Raw genomic sequence first — 18,405 nt, 5'->3', positions numbered from 1 at the left:
AGTCGAGCCACAAGGAATAAAATACAAATCCACATTCACATATTTCAATATTACAGAATACACAAACCGTAATCAATCACGGATAAATAAGATTGATAGAAAGGAACATATATTGTAGATGACTACTTAGATGGGTCAATTACAATATACCAGGAATAAAAAATGGATTCTTTGAGTCAAATCGTCGAAAGCAAATTATTACCTATTGCTAATAAAATGAGTTCACAACGCCATTTGAAAGCTATAAGAGATGCGTTTATGTCAATTATGCCAATTACTCTCATTGGAGGAATATTTGCAGTCATCTCTTCAGCACCAATTACTGAAAATACAACCAATGGTTTTTTATTAGCGTGGGCATCTTTTGCTGATAAAAATAGTCTACTATTAAATTGGGTAAATGCTCTAACATTAGGGGCAATGTCCTTATATATTTGTATTGGAATTGCGAATTTTTTAAGTAAACATTTTAAAAAGGATCCATTCTTTCCAATAATGTTATCTGTATGTGGGTTCTTTATGCTTGTCATAGCGCCTATTGAATTGGGCTGGGCAGGTAAAACAGTTGAAATTTCTTATATTGGTGGTGAAGGACTTATACCAGCCATACTAATTTCATGTTTAACAGTGGAAGCTTATCATTATATGCGAGAACATAATTGGGGAAGAATCAAACTACCTGATTCTGTACCGGCTTCTTTAAATGAAACGTTTGCTTCTTTATGTCCAGGAGTATGTATTATTGCTACAGATATTATTTTATTTGCTATTTTTAATGCATTTAATACAACAATGCCAGGATTTATTTATAATGTTATGGCACCTACACTAAATGCTGCCGATAGTTTACCATTTGCGATTATTGCAACATTATTAGTTCATTTTTTCTGGTTCTTTGGAATTCATGATGCTGCTTTTTCAGGAATATTGGGGCCAGTTCGTGATGGTGGCCTTTCATTAAATGCAGCTGCACACGCAGCAGGACAAACATTACCAAAAATATTTACAACACCATTTTGGGTTTATTTTGTTGCCATTGGTGGATGCGGTTCATGTTTAGCACTTGCTATTTTATTAGTTCGTTCTAAATCGAAACAATTAAATACTGTTGGAAAAGTTGGAATCATTCCTTCATTCTTTGGAATTTCTGAACCACTTATTTTTGGAATCCCATTAATGTTAAATCCTATTTTCTTTGTACCATTTTTATTAACTTCTACTGTCAATTGTATTATTGCTTATATAAGTATGAGTGTTGGTATTGTTGGAAAAACATTTGCCATGCTTTCATGGCAAATGCCATCAGTGTTTGGGTCATTTTTATCAACAATGGATATTAAAGCTTTTATCTTGGTAATTATATTAATTATTATAGATTTAGTCATGTATTATCCTTTCTTTAAAGTATACGAAAAACAATTAGTTGCTCAAGAAAGCGAATAGATTATAATATAAGAAAGAGGTGAGGTTGGTGGTAACATTAACGGAAAGACAAAATGAAATCATTAAATTATTGAATCAATATCATATTTTATCTGCTGATAAAATAGCTAAAATGCTAAATGTTTCAACAAAGACAATTCGTAATGAAATACATAAAATCAACTCTAGCCTCAATCTAAATTATATTATTTCACAAAAAGGGACTGGATATTTAATTAATGAGCAAATTCAATTAGAAAAAGAATACGCTAGTGAACAAAATATTCAGTACCTTATCTTAAAAAAAATTTTAAATCATGATTTTTATAATTTTTATGAACTTGCTGATGAATTATTTATTAGTGAATCTAATTTACAAAGATATATAAAAAGAGTGAATGAAATTATTCAAAAAAGAAATTCATCTATTAAAATATGTCGCCAGCAGAATCAACTTTATTTAAATGGTACAGAAACAGAAAAAAGACAAATTACAACATATTTCTTAATGAATGAGTTAAATCAATATAACTTTAATTTATCAATGTATCAAAGCTTATTTTTAAGGATTGATATTTTAGAATTACAAAAAATAATTACAGAATTTAACAATTCACATCATTTAAATTTAAGAGATGTTGAAATTATTTCTTTAGTAATTCATGTTGCTTTAATGTTAGAAAGAGTCATTAGAGGAAATGAAATTATTAATGAAGTGGATTTTGTTAATGATGAATACAACCATCTTTCAATACAATTTGCTAATATACTTCAAATACGTTATGAAATTAAATTGAATAAAAGTGAAATTAAGTATTTATCATTATTGTTGGCAGGGAAAGTACCATCTATTGAAGAAAATGACATTAATGAAGTGAAACAATTTATTCAACAGTTGATTATAGAAATTAATGAAAGTTTTGATGTGGATTTACAACAAGATAGTAAGTTTGCTGATAATTTTCTTATTCATTTAATAGGATTAAAGAGAAGAATTACAAATCACACTTTTTTGAATAATCCTCTTATTAAAGAACTACAAAAGAATTTCCCAGTTATTTATGATATGAGTGTTTTTATAGCATTGAAGATTCAAGAGTTCTTTTCTACGCAATTATATGAAGATGAAATAGGTTATATTACCCTTCATTTAATGGGTGCAATTGAAAGATTACATACATCATTACATAAAAAAATAGTTTTAATTTATCCTTTTGGACAAGCAGGTTATGATTATATTGTAAAAAAAATAAATCATATTCATGATTTAGAAATAGAAATATGTTGTCAATTATCAATGTTTGATGCCTTCCAAATTAAAGAATATCAACCAGATTTAGTTATTTCATTTGTCCATATTGAAGAAAAAGTTGGTTATCCAATATATGTATGTCATAACCTCTTACTTGAAGAAGATATAGAGAATATTTATAATATCTTGAAGGGAAATCATACTTTCAAAAAAAATGTATTCTTTGAAAAAGAATTATTTCATATTTATAATGATATAGAAAATAAAGAAGATGTTATTCATAGACTTTGTGAAAGTTTATATTACAAAGGATACGTGGATCAACAGTATGAAGGATTAGTTTTAGCACGTGAACAAATTGCACCTACTGCCTATGGAAGTATGTTTGCAATTCCTCATGCTGTAAAAAAAGCTGGTTTTGCAACACGTATAGCAGTTGCGTTATTAGATAAACCTATTGATTGGAATCAACAAAAAGTAAGATTAGTTTTTTTGTTTTGTTTAACGAAAGAAAGAAACGAAGAATTTGATTTGCTATTTGAAAAACTTGTTGGATTGTTAGATGAATCAAAAAAAGTGAGAGAATTATTAAAATGTAAAAAGTATGAAGAGTTTCTTGAATTATTTTTAAGTGAATAAATTAATCGTTTTGAGAACTGTTTTAAACAGTTCTTTTTAATTTTTATATAAATTGGTATACTTTTTTTGTGGGGTGATGATATGAAAATAGGAATAATTCAAGGGACATCACAAATAGAGAAGAATAGTATTTTATATGAATGTACAAAAGAATATGGTGAAGTCATTAATTTTGGTTGCTTTGAAAATGAAGACAACTATTCTTATGTAGAAATAGCATTAGAAATTTGTTTATTAATATCAAGTAAAGCAGTAGATTTTATAGTGACAGGGTGTTCATCTGGGCAAGGGATGATGATTGCTTGTAATAGTTTACCTCATTTAATTTGTGGTTATTTACCTACTCCTCAAGATGCTTATTTATTTGGAAGAATCAATGATGGAAATGTAGCTTCTTTGCCTTTAGGTCTTAATTATGGATGGGCTGGAGAAATTAATTTAAAAGTAACTCTCCAACAATTGTTTGAAGAACCTTTTGGAATAGGGTATCCTTTAAAAGATGCTAAGCGAAAAAGAGAAGATACAAAGAAAATAAAAGCTTTAAATCAATTATGTAAAAAAGATATTATTGAGTTTTTAAATGAAATCGATTCATCATTCATTAATAAAGTTTTATCTAAAAAGAATGTAATCGATTATATTTTAGAACAAGGAAAAGATCAAAGAATAAAACAATGGATTTTAAACAGGAGATAATCCTGTTTTTTTTATAAAAAAGAATGATAAACTGTAGTTTTTTTCTCGTCAAAAAAGCAATGTTGGTGTACAATGGAAAAGAATTGAAAGGGAGTGTAAGTGATATGTATGATGTAATAGTTGTCGGAGGAGGACATGCTGGAATTGAAGCTAGTTTAGCCCCTTCAAGAATGGGATTAAAAACATTACTTGTCACATCAAATATAAATAATATTGGGTCTATGCCATGTAATACTTCTATTGGTGGACCTGCCAAAGGAATCATTGTAAGAGAAATCGATGCTCTTGGTGGACAAATGTCTAAAACAGCAGATAAGACTTACTTACAAATGAAAATGTTAAATACCGCTAAAGGACCAGGAGTTCAATCTTTAAGAGCACAAGCTGATAAAAAAGCATATCCTCGTTATATGCAAAAAGTGGTTAAGGAACAAGAAAACTTAGATTTAATTGAAGGCATGGTTGAAGATTTAGTCATTGAAGATCAAACAGTTAAAGGAGTTATTCTTGATGATGGAACAACTTATTTATCGAAAACTGTTATTCTAACAACAGGTACTTATTTAAAAGCAGAAATTCTTGTTGGACATAGTAAACATGCTAGTGGACCAGATCAACAAAAAGAATCAAAATTCTTATCTGGAAAATTAAAAGATTACGGATTTAGAATTCAAAGATTAAAAACAGGAACACCACCACGTGTTGAAATCAATAGTATAGATTATTCAAAAACATCATTACAACCAGGAACAAATGCAAAACTAGCCTTTAGTTTTACCACAGATGAATATGTTCCTATTGAAAAACAAACACCATGTTATCTAACTTATACAAATGAAACAACACATAAAATCATTCATGATAATCTAGAAAAATGTGCAATGTATAGTGGACTTGTTAAAGGAATTGGACCACGTTATTGTCCATCCATTGAAGATAAAGTTGTTAAATTCTCAGATAAACCACAACATCAAATCTTCCTAGAACCTGAATCAAAAGAAATGAATTCAATCTATGTACAAGGTTTTTCAACATCAATGCCACATGATATCCAAGAACAAATGATTCGTACTTTACCAGGATTAGAAAACTGTACAATCTTAAAATATGCTTATGCCATTGAATATGATGCAATCGATCCATTACAATTATGGCCATCACTTGAAACAAAAGTGATTAAAAACTTATTTACAGCTGGACAAATCAATGGAACAAGTGGTTATGAAGAAGCTGCTGGACAAGGATTAATGGCTGGTATCAATGCAACTCTTAAAGTAAGAAATGAAGCTCCTCTTGTTTTAAAGAGAGATGAAGCTTATATTGGGGTCATGATTGATGATTTAGTTACTAAAGGAACAAAAGAACCTTATCGTATGCTTACTTCAAGAGCGGAATATCGTTTATTAATTAGACATGATAATGCTGATGAAAGACTTTATGATTATAGTCATCAAATTGGACTTGTTAAAGATGAAGAATATCAAAGATATCAAACTAAAATGAAAGGGATCTATGATGAAATTGAACGTTTAAGTACTATTCGTTTTACCCCAAAAGATGATATCAATGAAATGTTGGAACAAAACAATTCTTCACATTTAAAAGAAGGGGTTTCTGCAAAAGAACTTATTACAAGACCTGAAATTTCTTATGATATGATGTTACCTTATATTGATGCACCTGAATTAAGTGAGGAACAAAGAAGAAGAATTACTATTTTAATTAAATATGCAGGATATATTGAAAAAGCTAAAAGACAAGCGCAAAAACAAATCAAAATGGAAGAAAAACATATTCCAGAAGATATTGATTATGAAGATGTTAAAAACTTAGCTTTAGAAGCAAAACAAAAATTATCAGAAATTAGACCACTTACCATTGGTCAAGCTTCTCGTATATCAGGAATCAATCCTGCAGATATTTCAGTTTTATTAATTTATTTAAAACAAAAATATAATGGAGAATAAGAATGAATGAATTAGAATTTCAAAATATACTTAAAGAAAAAGGAATCGAAGTAAGTGAACATCAACTTCAACAATTTCAAAAATATTATGAAATCTTAGTTGAATGGAATGATAAAATGAATCTTACTGCAATTACGGATAAAGAAGATGTTTATTTAAAACATTTCTATGATTCAATTACGATTGCTTTTGATTTTGATTTCAATAATCAAACCTTGATTGATGTAGGAGCTGGTGCTGGTTTTCCATCAGTTCCTTTAAAAATCCTTTATCCAAATTTAAAGATTACAATCGTTGATTCCTTAAATAAAAGAATTACTTTCTTAAATCATTTATTTAAAGAACTGGAATTAGATAACTGTCAAGCAGTGGCTGCACGTGCAGAAGAATACGCTAAAGATCATCGTGAAAGTGTTGATATCGTGATGGCAAGAGCGGTAGCACGTTTAAATATTCTTGATGAACTTTGTTTACCACTTGTTAAAAAGAATGGTTATTTCTTATCTTTAAAAGGAAGACAAGCACTAGAAGAAGTAAAAGAAGCTAAAAAAGGTATTCAATTATTAGGTGGACAAATAGAAAGTACACATGATTTTACACTTGCAAATCATGATGATTTTAGAAGTAATATTATTATTAAAAAAGTAAAAGAAACACCAAAGAAGTATCCAAGAATGTTTTCTAAAATAAAAAAGAGTCCATTGTAGGAGGGTATCATGTTTAATAATAAATTAAAAAATATAGATATTAATAAAATACAAGCAAATGAGAATCAGCCAAGAACTGTTTTTAATGAAGAAAAAATTGAAGAATTAGCTGCTTCTATTGAAGAAAATGGTTTAATACAACCTATAGTTGTAAGAAAAGTAAATGGAATTTACCAAATTATTGCAGGTGAAAGAAGATATCGTGCTTGTTGTTCTTTAAATATGAAACAAGTACCATGTATTATTGAAGATTATGATGATAAACAAACACAAACACTTGCTATTATTGAAAATATTCAAAGAGAAGACTTATCACCATTAGAAGAAGCAAAAGCTTATCAAGCTTTAATTAAAGAATATGGTTATAGTCAAACAGAACTTGCAGATATTGTTGGTAAAAAACAATCAACGATTGCGAATAAATTAAGATTATTAAAATTAAGTGATGATGTTCAATTTTCTTTAAATCAAAAACAAATAACAGAAAGACATGCTAGAGCAATGCTTTCATTAAATGAAGAAAAACAACAAGAAGTCTTAAGAGAAGTTTTAAAGAAAAAACTAACAGTAGCTGATACAGAAAGACTTATTAAAAAAGAACCAAAACCTAAAAAGAAAAAAGCATCAGCCGATGTTAAAAAAACAATTTCAAGAAATGTGAAAATTGCTTTAAATACATTACAACAAGCAATTGGAATGATTGAAAAAACAGGAACATCACTTCAACAAGAAACAGAAGATTTAGAAGATGAATATGTTATTACAATTAGAATACATAAGTAGAGGGTTAAGATGAAGTTACTAGCAACAGATATGGATGGAACATTTCTAAGAGATGATAAATCCTACAGTGAAGAATTTAATGATTTATATAAACAAATGTTAAAAAAAGATATACAATTTGTTATTGCATCAGGAAATCAATATGAAGCATTAGTTTGTAAATTTGATGATGATATTAAAGATGATCTTTATTATCTTTGTGAAAATGGAACAAAGATTGTCTATCGAGGAGATGTTATTTATAAACATTGTTTAGAAACTGATGATTATCAACATGCATTAAATATTTTAAAAGAAGATGAAGAATGTATGTTAGTTGTATCAGGAGTAAAGCATGCTTATATTTTAAAGAAGTTTGAAGATAGAAAAGATTTTATTACATTATTTATTAAAAATATTGTTTTTGTAGACTCATTTGATGAAATAGATGATGAAATATTAAAATTTTCAGTTGCTAACTTTGATGGTAAAATTGAAGATAGACTTGAAGTGATCAAGAAAAGGATAAATCCTAAATTTAGAGTTGTAACCACAGGAAATGTTTGGTTTGATATTTTTTATAAGACAATTAATAAAGGAACTTCCTTACAACATCTTCTAGATTTGTTAGGAATATCTAATGAAGAAGCAGGTGCTTTTGGCAATCAAATGAATGATTACGAAATGTTACAAACAGTAAAATATGGTTATGCGATGGCTAATGCCATGCCACCTGTTAAAGAGGTTGCTTATCAAGTGATTGATAGTAATGAAAATGATGGTGTTATTTTAAAGATAAAAGAAATTTTAAAAGGTAACTATTAAACAATGCGTAAGCATTGTTTTTTTTGTATAATAAAGACGTTAAAACAAGGAGGAAGACTATGAAACCAAAATTACATTTTACAGCACCTTATCATTGGATCAATGATCCAAATGGACTTATTTATTATAAAGGAAACTATCATATCTTTTATCAACATTTCCCATATGATAATAAATGGGGAACAATGCATTGGGGACATGCTATTACAAAAGATTTTGTCAATTTTGAACATCTTCCAATTGCTTTATATCCATCTAAAGATTTTGATAGAAATGGATGTTTTTCAGGATCAGCAATTGAAATCGATGGCCAACTTTATCTTTATTATACAGCTATTAAATACGCTAAAGAAAATCCAAGTAATGTACATAATCAATATAGTGATGATGATTTAAGAGCCTCACAAGCACTCGTTGTAAGTAGTGATGGAATTCATTTTGATAATGTTAAAAATAAAAAACAAATCATTCCCATGATTCAAGAAGCTTATCTTGGAGATTATCGTCATACCAGAGATCCTAAAATATGGAAAAAACAAGATGGAAAATATGCCATGGTTATTGGGAGTAAAGTAGCTTATGAAAATGACTACTGTGGAAAATCACTTTTCTATGAAAGTGAAGATGGAATTCATTTTGAATATAAAAACAGCTATCAAGAACCAACTATTGGAAATATGTGGGAATGTCCAGATGTCTTTAAAATCAATGATCAATTCTTTATGATTTTCTCACCAGAAAATACGGATCAACCACCAAAACCAAATAGTAATGCGCGTTATATGCCGATTGATTTTGATGAAGATACTCTTACTATTAAAGCTCATGGTGATTGGCCTTACTTAGATCATGGTTTAGATTTCTATGCCCCACAAACATTTTTATCTAAAGATAATGAAAGATTATTACTAGGATGGCTTAGAATGAGAAAACCAGTTCAAGGGGAAGAATGGATTGGAATGTTTATCATGCCAAGAATTCTACATGAAAAAGATGGTAAAATCATTCAAGAATTGTATCCTGAAATAAAAAACTCATTTAATCATGAAGTTCAAGAAATTTCATTTGATCAACCATTCCAATTAAAGACAACATTTAATAAAGATAGTTCTTTAAATCTAGGTGGATTTAAAATTGATATCCAAGATGATTGTCTCCATTTAAATAGAGAAGAAGTTTCTATTCAAGAAAATAAGGTATGTAATGATGTTGTTTCACCTAAATTACAAGGACATTATGATATTGAACTTTATTATGATCATCATGTTTTTGAAATCTATATTAATGGTGGTGAATATGTGATGTCACAAGTTGTTTATGATTTAAATGATCAAGTTATTATTCAAAATACAGAGTATAAAGTCTATGTCAGATCATTATAAATTCTTTAGTCATAAACAATGTGAGTATTATCCTTGTCATCAATTAGATGAAATTAATTGTTTGTTTTGTTATTGCCCATTATATATTTTAAAAGATTGTAAAGGTCATTATAAAATGATAGGAAATATTAAAGATTGTAGCGGATGTACTTTACCACATCAAAAAGAAAACTATGATTATATTATTTCTCGTTATCAAGATGTTGTAAAAGCTTTTCAATTACTTAACAATAAAGATATAAATGATAAGATAGAAGCACCAGAGGGTATTGAAGACAATGCTGGATAAGGTTTAGACCTTATCCAGTTTTTTTTATGAGGAAATTATGGAACAAAGACTTTTAAAGCATTAATGATATTTGCTTTACCTTATATGTTTTCAAACTTATTACAAGTATTATATGGGTCGGCAGATTTATTTGTTGTAGGACAATTTGGACATACCTTTGATGTTTCTGGGATTTCGATAGGAAGTCAAACCATGTCTTTAATAACAAACCTTGTTTTAGGATTGACTACAGGAGTTACGGTTTTATTAGGACAATACCTAGGAAGTAAATCTTATCGTGATCTATCAAAGACCATTGGAGGGGCTATTGTTTTATTTTTAATCATTGCCTTAGGTTTAACTTTTGTTATGTTGTCTTTTAATAAAGAGATCACTCTTTTAATGAATACACCCAAAGAAGCTATCGAAGCTACTAAAAGCTATTTAAGTATCTGTTCAGCGGGGATTATCTTTATTGTAGGATACAATGTGGTAAGTAGCATATTAAGAGGTTTAGGGGATAGTAAAACGCCTTTATTATTTGTTTTTATTGCATGTATGATTAATATTGTTGTTGATTTTGTTTTAGTAGGATATTTTCATATGGGAGCTAAAGGAGCAGCCATTGCGACAGTATCAGCCCAATGATTCTCTTTTCTCTTTGCATTAGTTTATTTATGTAAAAAGGGAATAGGATATTCGTTTTATAAAGAAGATATTTGTTTTTCAAAATATATTCAAAAGATTATGCAAATAGGTTTTCCTTTAGGATTACAAAGTGTACTTGTTAATATTTCATTTTTAATTATTACGATTATTGTTAATCAAATGGGATTAATAGCTTCAGCTTCTTTAGGTGTTGTTGAAAAATTAATGGGATTTTTAATGTTACCAGCCCTTGCCTTAGGAAGTGCTTTAGCTTCTCTTATTGCTTTAAATGTAGGAGCTAAACAATATAAACGTGCAAAACAAACATTAAAATATGCAATCATGATTTCTCTTGCTTTTGCAATCATTGTAACAACGATTTGTGAAATCGATGGAACAATACTTACGTGTATTTTTACCAATAATCAAGATGTTATTAAAAATGGTGCCTTGTATTTAAAAACGTATTCTATTGATTGTTTACTTACAAGTTTTCTCTTTTGTATCAATGGCTATTTAAATGGTTATGAAAGAACTGTCTTTACGATGGTACATAGTTTAGTAGCGACTTTTGTTGGAAGAATTCCTTTAACTTTATTATTTTCTAAAATACCAAACGTAACACTATTCCATATGGGAATTGCTGCTCCATTATCTACAATGATTTCTTTAGTAATGATCTTTATTTATTTTAAGAAAACAAAATTTGATAATATTAAAGAGAGATAAGTTACATTAGTACATAGAAAAGAGAAATTCTTTATTTTTTTTGCAACAATATATCTTTTTTATAAATTCTATTGCTTAGTTTATTTTAAATCTTTATGATTGAAGATAGGTGATGAAAATGATTAAAGCGATATTTTTAGATATTGATGGAACATTGATTTCAGGGAAAAGACCTTCTATAAAAAAAGAAGTGATTGAAGGATTAAAACAAGTAAGGAAAAAAGGAATTCAATTGTTTATAGCCAGTGGAAGACATATGTTAGAGCTAGAAGAATTAAAACTTGTTGAACAGTTTGAATTTGATGGCTATCTTTTATTAAATGGTGGCTATTGTATAATAGGTTCACAAATTATTTATGATAATAAAATACCTCAAGAGGATTTAAAAGAAATTGTAAAGATTGTAAAAGAAAACAATTATCCTTGTTTATTTATTGAAAGCAATCAAATGTATATTACTCATGTAAATCAAAGAGTCATAGATGCTCAAGCATCTATTTCAACAATGATTCCACCAATAAGTAATCAAATCAATATAGATAACATTTACCAAGTAGATCCTTATGTAGATGAAAAAGGAATAAAAGAAATTATAAAAAATACCAAACATGTCAAAGTCACAAAATGGCATGACTATGCCTATGATATTGTTCCCAAAACAGGTGGGAAAGCAGCGGCTATTCAAGCTGTTTCAAAACATTTTGGTTATCAAAAAGAAGAATTAATGGCTTTTGGTGATGGACATAATGATATTGAAATGTTAGATGTCGTAGGTTATCCTATTGTGATGGAAAATGGCAGTGATGAAGTAAAACAACATGCATGTTATATTTGTGATGATGTTGAAAAAGAAGGAATTTTAAAAGGATTAAAACATTTTAATCTTATTGACTAGGAGAAAAGGGTATGAGAAGAAAAGATAGAGAAATTACTGATTTTGATGAAATGATGAAAATTATTGCAAAGTGTGATACTTGTCGTTTAGCACTATTTGATGATGAATTTCCTTATATCGTTCCTTTAAACTTTGGAACAGATGTAGAAGAAGGACAACTTTATCTATATTTTCATAGTGCCAAAGTAGGAACAAAACTTGATTTAATAAGAAAAAATAATAAAGTGACTTTTGAAATGGATTGTGAACATAACATCATTATGTATGATGAAAGAATGTCATGCACAATGGGTTATGAAAGTGTCATTGGACATGGTATTGTAGAATTTGTTGAAGATGAAAATAAGATTAATGCGTTAAAAATCTTAATGAGGCATTATCATGAAGAAGATTTCAAATTCAATGAAAAAGTCGCAATGATGACAGAAGTTTTCCGTGTAAAAGTATTAGACATGACAGGTAAAAGAAGAGATAATATTCATCCTGAAGAAAAAGTAAAAAGACATATTACATTAGAGTAAAACCTTGGCATTGCCAAGGTTTTTAAAACTGATAAACATCTTCACCTAATAGATTTAAGGCATTTAAATCAATAATTTGATAAGTACCACGTTTAATTTTCTTTATGTATTTCTTATCTAAAAATAATTGAAGAACACGTTGGAGTTGACGATAACTACAACCAATCAATTCAGCAACGACTACAAAATTATCTTGAACCATATAATCTTTATGAGAAACAACAAAGTAAGCCGCTAATCTATTTTCAACTGGATAATTTAATGAAATAGACTGATTCTGAGTTGATTTAGAGAGCTTGCTGGCAAGATTTTTTGCGATGGTTTTCATAAAGAAAACATCATTCATTAATATTTCATGATATTTAGAAAGGAAAATAGTTGCACAAATACAATCTTCATAAGCAATCACATTATTAATAATAGGAGATTGAGTGATAAATTCTAAATCACCAATAATAGAGTAGGGACTATTAAAACTGCATAACATACTATTTCCATTCGCATTAATATGGTTTACTTTCACTTTTCCTCTTAAAAGAATATAAATATAATTAAGCTTTTCACCTTGATGTAATAAATATTCGTCTTTATTTAATTTTTTGATTTCAATATATTGATAATTATCAACGTGAAGAATTTCTAATTTTTTTAATTCATTTAAATAATTCATCTAAATCACCATCACCAATATGACATATGTCGTATTTATAATCAAGTTCAATCACTATAATTCTTTCTGGAGGTGATCTTGATGGATTTTTTATTAGCCACATTATGTGGGATTATTGTAACGACAATGAATGTATTTAATGGGCAATTATCAGATTATACAGGGGTCTATTTATCAACAGTTATCATTCATTTAGTTGGTTTAGTTACTTTTTTAATTATTATGAAAATCAAAGATAAGAAAGTTTGTTTTAAAAAACAAATTCCTTTATATATGTATTGTGGAGGATGTATTGGGGTATTAACCGTTATTTTTAATGTTTTTGCGATTGGTAAGATAGGAGCTTCTTTAATGACAGCACTAGGATTATTAGGACAAATGATGACATCTTTGTTGTTAGAAAATAAGGGATGGCTAGCGACATCTATTCGAAAATTAAATATAGGAAAGATCATAGGATTAGCAGTTGTTTGTTTAGGAATAGGAGTGATGTTATTATGATTTCTATTATATTTTCTATTCTATCAGGAGTTACAATTGTTTTAAGCCGTAGTGTCAATGGGATGCTTTCTAAGAAAATGGGAGCTTATCAGGGAACGTTTTATAATTACTTTACAGGCTTTATAACAAGTTTGATTTTAATGCTTGTTTTGATGATTGTTGGTGTTCAACATATAAATATTTCTTTAGATAAAACGAATTTGATGATGTATTTAGGTGGAATCATAGGGGTTTTTAATATCTTGATTTTAAATATTATTGTTCCTAGAATATCACCTGTTATCCTTACTTTATTAAGCTTTATTGGACAACTTGTTAGTGGGATGGTGATTGATGCTTTTGTATATAACATGTTTTCTATTTCAAAGATTTTAGGATGTTTGATTGTTATTGCTGGTTTAGTGATTTATCAATTAAGTGAAGAAAAAGCATAAAAGAAGATCAGTTTAGATCTTCTTTTTGCTTAATATGAGCTTTTCTTTTTCTGATCTTTTTAATTGTTTAATTTGATACTCTCTTTTTAAAGCCTCGCTTTTATGTTCAAAAGTTTCAAAATAAACAAGTTCGACTGGTCTTCTTGCCTTTGTATATTTAGCACCTTTACCAGCGTTATGGGCTTCAATACGCTTTTCTAGCTGATTTGTCCAACCAGTATAAAGTGTTTGATCACGACACCTTACGATATAAACGTAATTATTTTGTTGTTGAGCCAAAGCCACCATTTCTTTCTTCAGTGACATCATCATCTTCAACAATTCCAAATTCAAAGAAAATACCTTGAACCATTCCTTGTCCTGCTTTTAAAGAAAGAGATTTATCTTCATTACTATCATTTGTAAGTTTTACAAACATATGACCTTCATTATCACTATTATAATAATCACTATCAATAATACCTACTGTATTATTAAGTTGTAAACGATATTTAAATCCTAAACCACTACGAGGATATAAACCTAATACCCAACCATTTTCAATACGTACACGAATACCTGTAGGAATTTTAATAGTTTGTCCTGGATTTAATTCAAAATCAATAGGACTATAGAAATCATATCCAGCTGATCCTTTTGTGGCACGTTTTGGAAGTTGGATGGAACGATAGATTTCTTCTACTTCTTTTTCATTATATTGAGGAAATGAATCCATGAAATCATTTTTAAATTGGTTATATGATACTTTTTCAAATTTTGCGATTTTTTTCATAATTTTTCTCCTTTTTACTTCTCTATTATAGAGGAAAAAAGAAAACAAGAAAATAAATAATTTCATCACTTGACATAGGGAAATGAGATTGTTATTATATGTGTAAATTATAAAATATAGTATTAAATACTACATAAGATAGTTAAAAGAGGTAATATGTATGAAAAGAACAAAATTAGATGATCGTGTTTTACCTGTTTATACAAAGGGTGAAGAAATATTTAATATGGTAACTCATATTGTAGGTGGGGCGATGGGAATAGCCGCATTAGTTTTATGCATTATTTTTTGTCATGATGGTTATGGCTTATTTTCAGGGATTGTTTATGGAATTTCGATGATTCTTCTTTATACAATGTCAGCTATCTATCATGGTTTATCACCTAAGCTTAAAGCAAAGAAAGTTTTCCAAATTATGGATCATTGCAGTATCTTTGTATTGATTGCGGGAACTTACACACCGGTTTTACTTTGTTCAATAAGAGAAGTTGATGCTAAATGGGCTTGGATTTTATTTGCAGTCATATGGATCATGACGGTGATTGGAATTACGTTAAATGCAATCGATATTAAAAAATATCAAACTTTTTCAATGATTTGTTATTTAGTGATGGGTTGGTGTATTATTTTTAAAATCAATCTCTTACCACAAGCAATAGGAATGAATGGTATTTGGTTACTTGTTTCAGGAGGACTTGCTTATACAATTGGTGTTATTTTCTATGTGTTACAAAATAAGATTAAATATATGCATAGTATTTGGCATTTATGGATTTTAGTTGGTTCTATCTTACATTTTTTATGTATTATTTTGTATGTTTTATAAAAATCATAAATATTAATTTAATGAAATCCTTTGTTTATATGAACATTGGATTTTTTATTTTGTAAAAACGTAAAAGAACTATAAAATCAATATTATTTGTGATAGAATGGATTGGACGTCGAATTATTTTAAGTAAAATAATTCGAAAAAAAAGTATGGGCCAATAGAGCATAAAAGTATATATTTTTTTTTTGATTAGTTATAATACATATACGAAATAAAAATAAGGAGGCATTTGGCGTGAAAATAATTAAAAGAAATGGGCAAGAAGCAATTTTTGATGAAGTAAAAATTACCAATGCAATTATTGGTGCTAATAAAGAAGTTGTTGAAACAGAAAGACTTTCTGAAGAAGAAATAGATAATATTACAAATGACATTAAATATAAATGTCAAAAAATGAAAAGAGCATTGAGTGTTGAAGAAATTCAAAACTTAGTAGAAGATGAATTAATGAAATTAAATGCTTTTTCTGTTGCCAGAAAGTATATTACATATCGTTTTCAAAGAGCACTAGCAAGACAATCTAATACAACTGATGATCAAATTTTAAGTTTGATTGAATGTGCAAATGAAGAAGTTAAACAAGAAAACTCTAATAAAAACCCTACAGTAAATAGTGTACAAAGAGATTATATGGCTGGAGAAGTTAGTAAAGATTTAACAAGAAGAATTTTACTTCCAGAAGATATTGTAAAAGCACATGATGAAGGATTGATTCATTTCCATGATGCTGATTATTTCTCTCAACATATGCATAACTGTGATTTAGTAAATCTAGAAGATATGTTACAAAATGGAACAGTTATTTCAGAAACAATGATTGAAAAACCAAAGAGTTTTTCTACTGCATGTAATGTAGCTACTCAAATTATTGCTCAAGTAGCAAGTTCTCAATATGGGGGACAAAGTATTACATTATCTCATTTAGCACCATTTGTTGATGTAAGTAGACAAAAGTTTAGAAAAGAAGTTAAAGAAGAATTTGAAACTATTGGTTTAGAATTAGATGATGAAAAAATCAATGCTTTAGCTGAAGAACGTTTGAAAAAAGAAATTACTAAAGGGGTACAAACAATTCAATATCAAGTTGTTACTTTAATGACAACAAATGGACAAGCACCATTTATTACTGTCTTCATGTATTTAAATGAAGTACCTGAAGGACGTTTAAGAGATGACCTTGCTATGATTATTGAAGAAACACTTAAACAAAGAATGAAAGGTGTTAAAAATGAAAAAGGTGTTTATATTACACCAGCATTTCCTAAATTAATCTATGCTTTACAAGAAAACAATATTGAACCTAATAGTCAATATTATTATTTAACAGAACTTGCTGCAAGATGTTCAGCAAAACGTTTAGTTCCTGATTATATTTCTGAAAAAGTAATGAAAGAATTAAAAGTTGATCAAAATGGAAATGGTCAATGTTACCCATCAATGGGATGTAGATCTTTTTTAACACCATATATTGATGAAAATGGTAAACCAAAATATTATGGACGATTTAATCAGGGTGTTGTGACAATCAACTTAGTTGATGTGGCTTGTTCATCAAAAAGAGATATGAACAAATTCTGGCAAATATTTGATGAAAGATTAGAATTATGTTATAGAGCTTTAATGTGTAGACATGAACGTTTAAAAGGAACACCTAGTGATGTAGCTCCTATTTTATGGCAACATGGAGCATTGGCTCGTCTTAAAAAAGGTGAAACAATTGATAAATTATTATACGGTGGGTATTCAACAATTTCTCTTGGATATGCTGGATTATATGAATGTGTTAAATATATGACAGGTAAATCACATACAGATCCAAGTGCAACACCATTTGCTATTGAAGTGATGCAACATTTAAATGATGCATGTACAAAATGGAAAGAAAAAGAAAATATTGATTTCTCACTTTATGGAACACCAATTGAATCAACAACTTATAAATTTGCGAAATGTTTACAAAAACGTTTTGGTAAAATTGAAGGTGTTACAGATAAAAACTATATTACAAACAGTTATCATATCCATGTAACAGAACATATTAACGCCTTTGATAAATTAACATTTGAATCTCAATTCCAAAAATTATCACCAGGTGGAGCTATTTCTTATGTAGAAGTTCCAGATATGCAAGATAATATTGATGCGGTATTAGCAGTTATGAAACATATTTATAATAATATTATGTATGCTGAATTAAATACAAAGAGTGATTATTGTATGGCTTGTGGATATGATGGAGAAATCCAAATTGAAAAAGATGAAAATGGTAAACTTATTTGGGTATGTCCAAACTGTGGAAATAAAAACCAAGATATGATGTCTGTTGCTAGACGTACATGTGGTTATATTGGAACTCAATTCTGGAATCAAGGAAGAACACAAGAAATCAAAGAACGTGTATTACACTTATAGAGATGAAATTTTCATCTGTAAACTTACATTTTGGTTGGAGACATTACATTTTAATTAGAGACATTTGTAAT

Annotated in this window: 20 protein-coding genes; 17 read left to right on the top strand and 3 right to left on the bottom strand. The window is 28.5% G+C overall.

Features of this window, described 5'->3' with window-relative positions:
• Positions 1 to 162: 162 nt before the first annotated feature.
• The 13 genes from LJD34_RS13530 (at position 163) to LJD34_RS13470 (ending at position 12,713) form a co-directional block, all read left to right on the top strand.
• Complete coding sequence (locus LJD34_RS13530) at positions 163 to 1,443, top strand: PTS sugar transporter subunit IIC (protein WP_227360150.1); 1,281 nt, start codon at positions 163 to 165, stop codon at positions 1,441 to 1,443.
• 28 nt (positions 1,444 to 1,471) lie between these two features.
• The gene (locus LJD34_RS13525; RefSeq protein WP_158546551.1) at positions 1,472 to 3,313 is read left to right on the top strand and encodes a BglG family transcription antiterminator; all 1,842 of its coding nucleotides are present in this window, start codon (positions 1,472 to 1,474) and stop codon (positions 3,311 to 3,313) included.
• An 81-nt stretch (positions 3,314 to 3,394) separates the two neighbouring features.
• Entirely contained in the window at positions 3,395 to 4,009 is a 615-nt protein-coding gene (locus tag LJD34_RS13520; protein ID WP_118347003.1) for an RpiB/LacA/LacB family sugar-phosphate isomerase, read from the top strand.
• A 104-nt stretch (positions 4,010 to 4,113) separates the two neighbouring features.
• Entirely contained in the window at positions 4,114 to 5,976 is a 1,863-nt protein-coding gene (gene mnmG, locus LJD34_RS13515; RefSeq protein WP_117782920.1) for a tRNA uridine-5-carboxymethylaminomethyl(34) synthesis enzyme MnmG, read from the top strand.
• A gap of 2 nt (positions 5,977 to 5,978) precedes the next feature.
• Positions 5,979 to 6,683: a 16S rRNA (guanine(527)-N(7))-methyltransferase RsmG gene (gene rsmG / locus LJD34_RS13510; RefSeq protein WP_227360149.1), complete on the top strand. Its 705-nt coding sequence runs from the start codon at positions 5,979 to 5,981 to the stop codon at positions 6,681 to 6,683.
• 9 nt (positions 6,684 to 6,692) lie between these two features.
• A complete protein-coding gene (noc, locus tag LJD34_RS13505) occupies positions 6,693 to 7,466 on the top strand; it encodes a nucleoid occlusion protein (RefSeq protein WP_119362482.1) in 774 nt (257 codons plus the stop codon).
• 9 nt (positions 7,467 to 7,475) lie between these two features.
• Positions 7,476 to 8,270 carry an HAD family hydrolase gene (locus tag LJD34_RS13500; protein ID WP_227360148.1) on the top strand — a complete coding sequence of 265 codons (795 nt, stop codon included), beginning with the start codon at positions 7,476 to 7,478 and terminating at the stop codon, positions 8,268 to 8,270.
• Positions 8,271 to 8,329: 59 nt separating this feature from the next.
• Positions 8,330 to 9,652, top strand: a complete 1,323-nt coding sequence (locus LJD34_RS13495) for a glycoside hydrolase family 32 protein (RefSeq protein ID WP_227360147.1) — start codon at positions 8,330 to 8,332, stop codon at positions 9,650 to 9,652.
• Positions 9,636 to 9,941: a cysteine-rich small domain-containing protein gene (locus LJD34_RS13490; RefSeq protein ID WP_227360146.1), complete on the top strand. Its 306-nt coding sequence runs from the start codon at positions 9,636 to 9,638 to the stop codon at positions 9,939 to 9,941. Before LJD34_RS13495 ends, LJD34_RS13490 begins: the two co-directional genes overlap by 17 nt.
• Positions 9,942 to 10,004: 63 nt before the next feature.
• Positions 10,005 to 10,568, top strand: a complete 564-nt coding sequence (locus tag LJD34_RS13485) for an MATE family efflux transporter (protein WP_227360145.1) — start codon at positions 10,005 to 10,007, stop codon at positions 10,566 to 10,568.
• Positions 10,569 to 10,667: 99 nt separating this feature from the next.
• Entirely contained in the window at positions 10,668 to 11,297 is a 630-nt protein-coding gene (locus LJD34_RS13480; protein WP_227360144.1) for an MATE family efflux transporter, read from the top strand.
• A gap of 118 nt (positions 11,298 to 11,415) precedes the next feature.
• The gene (locus LJD34_RS13475) at positions 11,416 to 12,192 is read left to right on the top strand and encodes a Cof-type HAD-IIB family hydrolase (protein ID WP_022000800.1); all 777 of its coding nucleotides are present in this window, start codon (positions 11,416 to 11,418) and stop codon (positions 12,190 to 12,192) included.
• A gap of 11 nt (positions 12,193 to 12,203) precedes the next feature.
• The gene (locus tag LJD34_RS13470; protein WP_117574295.1) at positions 12,204 to 12,713 is read left to right on the top strand and encodes a pyridoxamine 5'-phosphate oxidase family protein; all 510 of its coding nucleotides are present in this window, start codon (positions 12,204 to 12,206) and stop codon (positions 12,711 to 12,713) included.
• A gap of 22 nt (positions 12,714 to 12,735) precedes the next feature.
• Here the strand turns inward: LJD34_RS13470 and LJD34_RS13465 are convergent, their stop codons facing one another.
• Positions 12,736 to 13,383, bottom strand: a complete 648-nt coding sequence (locus LJD34_RS13465) for a cyclic nucleotide-binding domain-containing protein (protein WP_227360143.1) — start codon at positions 13,381 to 13,383, stop codon at positions 12,736 to 12,738.
• A gap of 81 nt (positions 13,384 to 13,464) precedes the next feature.
• Here LJD34_RS13465 and LJD34_RS13460 point away from each other — a divergent pair, with 81 nt between their 5' ends.
• Together LJD34_RS13460 and LJD34_RS13455 are read left to right on the top strand one after the other, a co-directional pair.
• Positions 13,465 to 13,884, top strand: coding sequence for a DMT family transporter (locus LJD34_RS13460; protein ID WP_227360142.1), 420 nt, complete (start codon positions 13,465 to 13,467; stop codon positions 13,882 to 13,884).
• Positions 13,881 to 14,318, top strand: coding sequence for a DMT family transporter (locus LJD34_RS13455; protein WP_147579783.1), 438 nt, complete (start codon positions 13,881 to 13,883; stop codon positions 14,316 to 14,318). The genes LJD34_RS13460 and LJD34_RS13455 overlap by 4 nt, the downstream gene beginning before the upstream one ends.
• 12 nt (positions 14,319 to 14,330) lie before the next feature.
• Here LJD34_RS13455 and LJD34_RS13450 read toward each other — a convergent pair whose 3' ends face one another.
• Complete coding sequence (locus tag LJD34_RS13450) at positions 14,331 to 14,624, bottom strand: GIY-YIG nuclease family protein (RefSeq protein ID WP_227352209.1); 294 nt, start codon at positions 14,622 to 14,624, stop codon at positions 14,331 to 14,333.
• Positions 14,578 to 15,090, bottom strand: coding sequence for a deoxyuridine 5'-triphosphate nucleotidohydrolase (locus tag LJD34_RS13445; RefSeq protein WP_227360141.1), 513 nt, complete (start codon positions 15,088 to 15,090; stop codon positions 14,578 to 14,580). Before LJD34_RS13445 ends, LJD34_RS13450 begins: the two co-directional genes overlap by 47 nt.
• A gap of 160 nt (positions 15,091 to 15,250) precedes the next feature.
• Here LJD34_RS13445 and trhA point away from each other — a divergent pair, with 160 nt between their 5' ends.
• Both trhA and nrdD read left to right on the top strand, forming a co-directional pair.
• The gene (gene trhA, locus LJD34_RS13440) at positions 15,251 to 15,916 is read left to right on the top strand and encodes a PAQR family membrane homeostasis protein TrhA (RefSeq protein WP_117347692.1); all 666 of its coding nucleotides are present in this window, start codon (positions 15,251 to 15,253) and stop codon (positions 15,914 to 15,916) included.
• A gap of 240 nt (positions 15,917 to 16,156) precedes the next feature.
• Complete coding sequence (gene nrdD / locus LJD34_RS13435; protein WP_032091168.1) at positions 16,157 to 18,334, top strand: anaerobic ribonucleoside-triphosphate reductase; 2,178 nt, start codon at positions 16,157 to 16,159, stop codon at positions 18,332 to 18,334.
• The last annotated feature ends 71 nt before the right edge of the window (positions 18,335 to 18,405 follow it).

Source organism: Faecalibacillus sp. MSK20_93 (genome assembly GCF_020589945.1).
GTDB lineage: Bacteria > Bacillota_I > Bacilli_A > Erysipelotrichales > Coprobacillaceae > Faecalibacillus > Faecalibacillus intestinalis.
This window is presented reverse-complemented; position numbering and strand designations above follow the sequence as displayed.

Excerpts from the sequence above, each read along its gene's own strand:
- LJD34_RS13530 (WP_227360150.1), top strand. The coding sequence starts at position 163 with ATGGATTCTTTGAGTCAAATCGTCGAAAGCAAATTATTACCTATTGCT.
- LJD34_RS13520 (WP_118347003.1), top strand. The coding sequence starts at position 3,395 with ATGAAAATAGGAATAATTCAAGGGACATCACAAATAGAGAAGAATAGT.
- mnmG (WP_117782920.1), top strand. The coding sequence starts at position 4,114 with ATGTATGATGTAATAGTTGTCGGAGGAGGACATGCTGGAATTGAAGCT.
- rsmG (WP_227360149.1), top strand. The coding sequence starts at position 5,979 with ATGAATGAATTAGAATTTCAAAATATACTTAAAGAAAAAGGAATCGAA.
- noc (WP_119362482.1), top strand. The coding sequence starts at position 6,693 with ATGTTTAATAATAAATTAAAAAATATAGATATTAATAAAATACAAGCA.
- LJD34_RS13500 (WP_227360148.1), top strand. The coding sequence starts at position 7,476 with ATGAAGTTACTAGCAACAGATATGGATGGAACATTTCTAAGAGATGAT.
- LJD34_RS13495 (WP_227360147.1), top strand. The coding sequence starts at position 8,330 with ATGAAACCAAAATTACATTTTACAGCACCTTATCATTGGATCAATGAT.
- LJD34_RS13490 (WP_227360146.1), top strand. The coding sequence starts at position 9,636 with ATGTCAGATCATTATAAATTCTTTAGTCATAAACAATGTGAGTATTAT.
- LJD34_RS13485 (WP_227360145.1), top strand. The coding sequence starts at position 10,005 with ATGATATTTGCTTTACCTTATATGTTTTCAAACTTATTACAAGTATTA.
- LJD34_RS13480 (WP_227360144.1), top strand. The coding sequence starts at position 10,668 with ATGCAAATAGGTTTTCCTTTAGGATTACAAAGTGTACTTGTTAATATT.
- LJD34_RS13475 (WP_022000800.1), top strand. The coding sequence starts at position 11,416 with ATGATTAAAGCGATATTTTTAGATATTGATGGAACATTGATTTCAGGG.
- LJD34_RS13470 (WP_117574295.1), top strand. The coding sequence starts at position 12,204 with ATGAGAAGAAAAGATAGAGAAATTACTGATTTTGATGAAATGATGAAA.
- LJD34_RS13465 (WP_227360143.1), bottom strand. The coding sequence starts at position 13,383 with ATGAATTATTTAAATGAATTAAAAAAATTAGAAATTCTTCACGTTGAT.
- LJD34_RS13460 (WP_227360142.1), top strand. The coding sequence starts at position 13,465 with ATGGATTTTTTATTAGCCACATTATGTGGGATTATTGTAACGACAATG.
- LJD34_RS13455 (WP_147579783.1), top strand. The coding sequence starts at position 13,881 with ATGATTTCTATTATATTTTCTATTCTATCAGGAGTTACAATTGTTTTA.
- LJD34_RS13450 (WP_227352209.1), bottom strand. The coding sequence starts at position 14,624 with ATGTCACTGAAGAAAGAAATGGTGGCTTTGGCTCAACAACAAAATAAT.
- LJD34_RS13445 (WP_227360141.1), bottom strand. The coding sequence starts at position 15,090 with ATGAAAAAAATCGCAAAATTTGAAAAAGTATCATATAACCAATTTAAA.
- trhA (WP_117347692.1), top strand. The coding sequence starts at position 15,251 with ATGAAAAGAACAAAATTAGATGATCGTGTTTTACCTGTTTATACAAAG.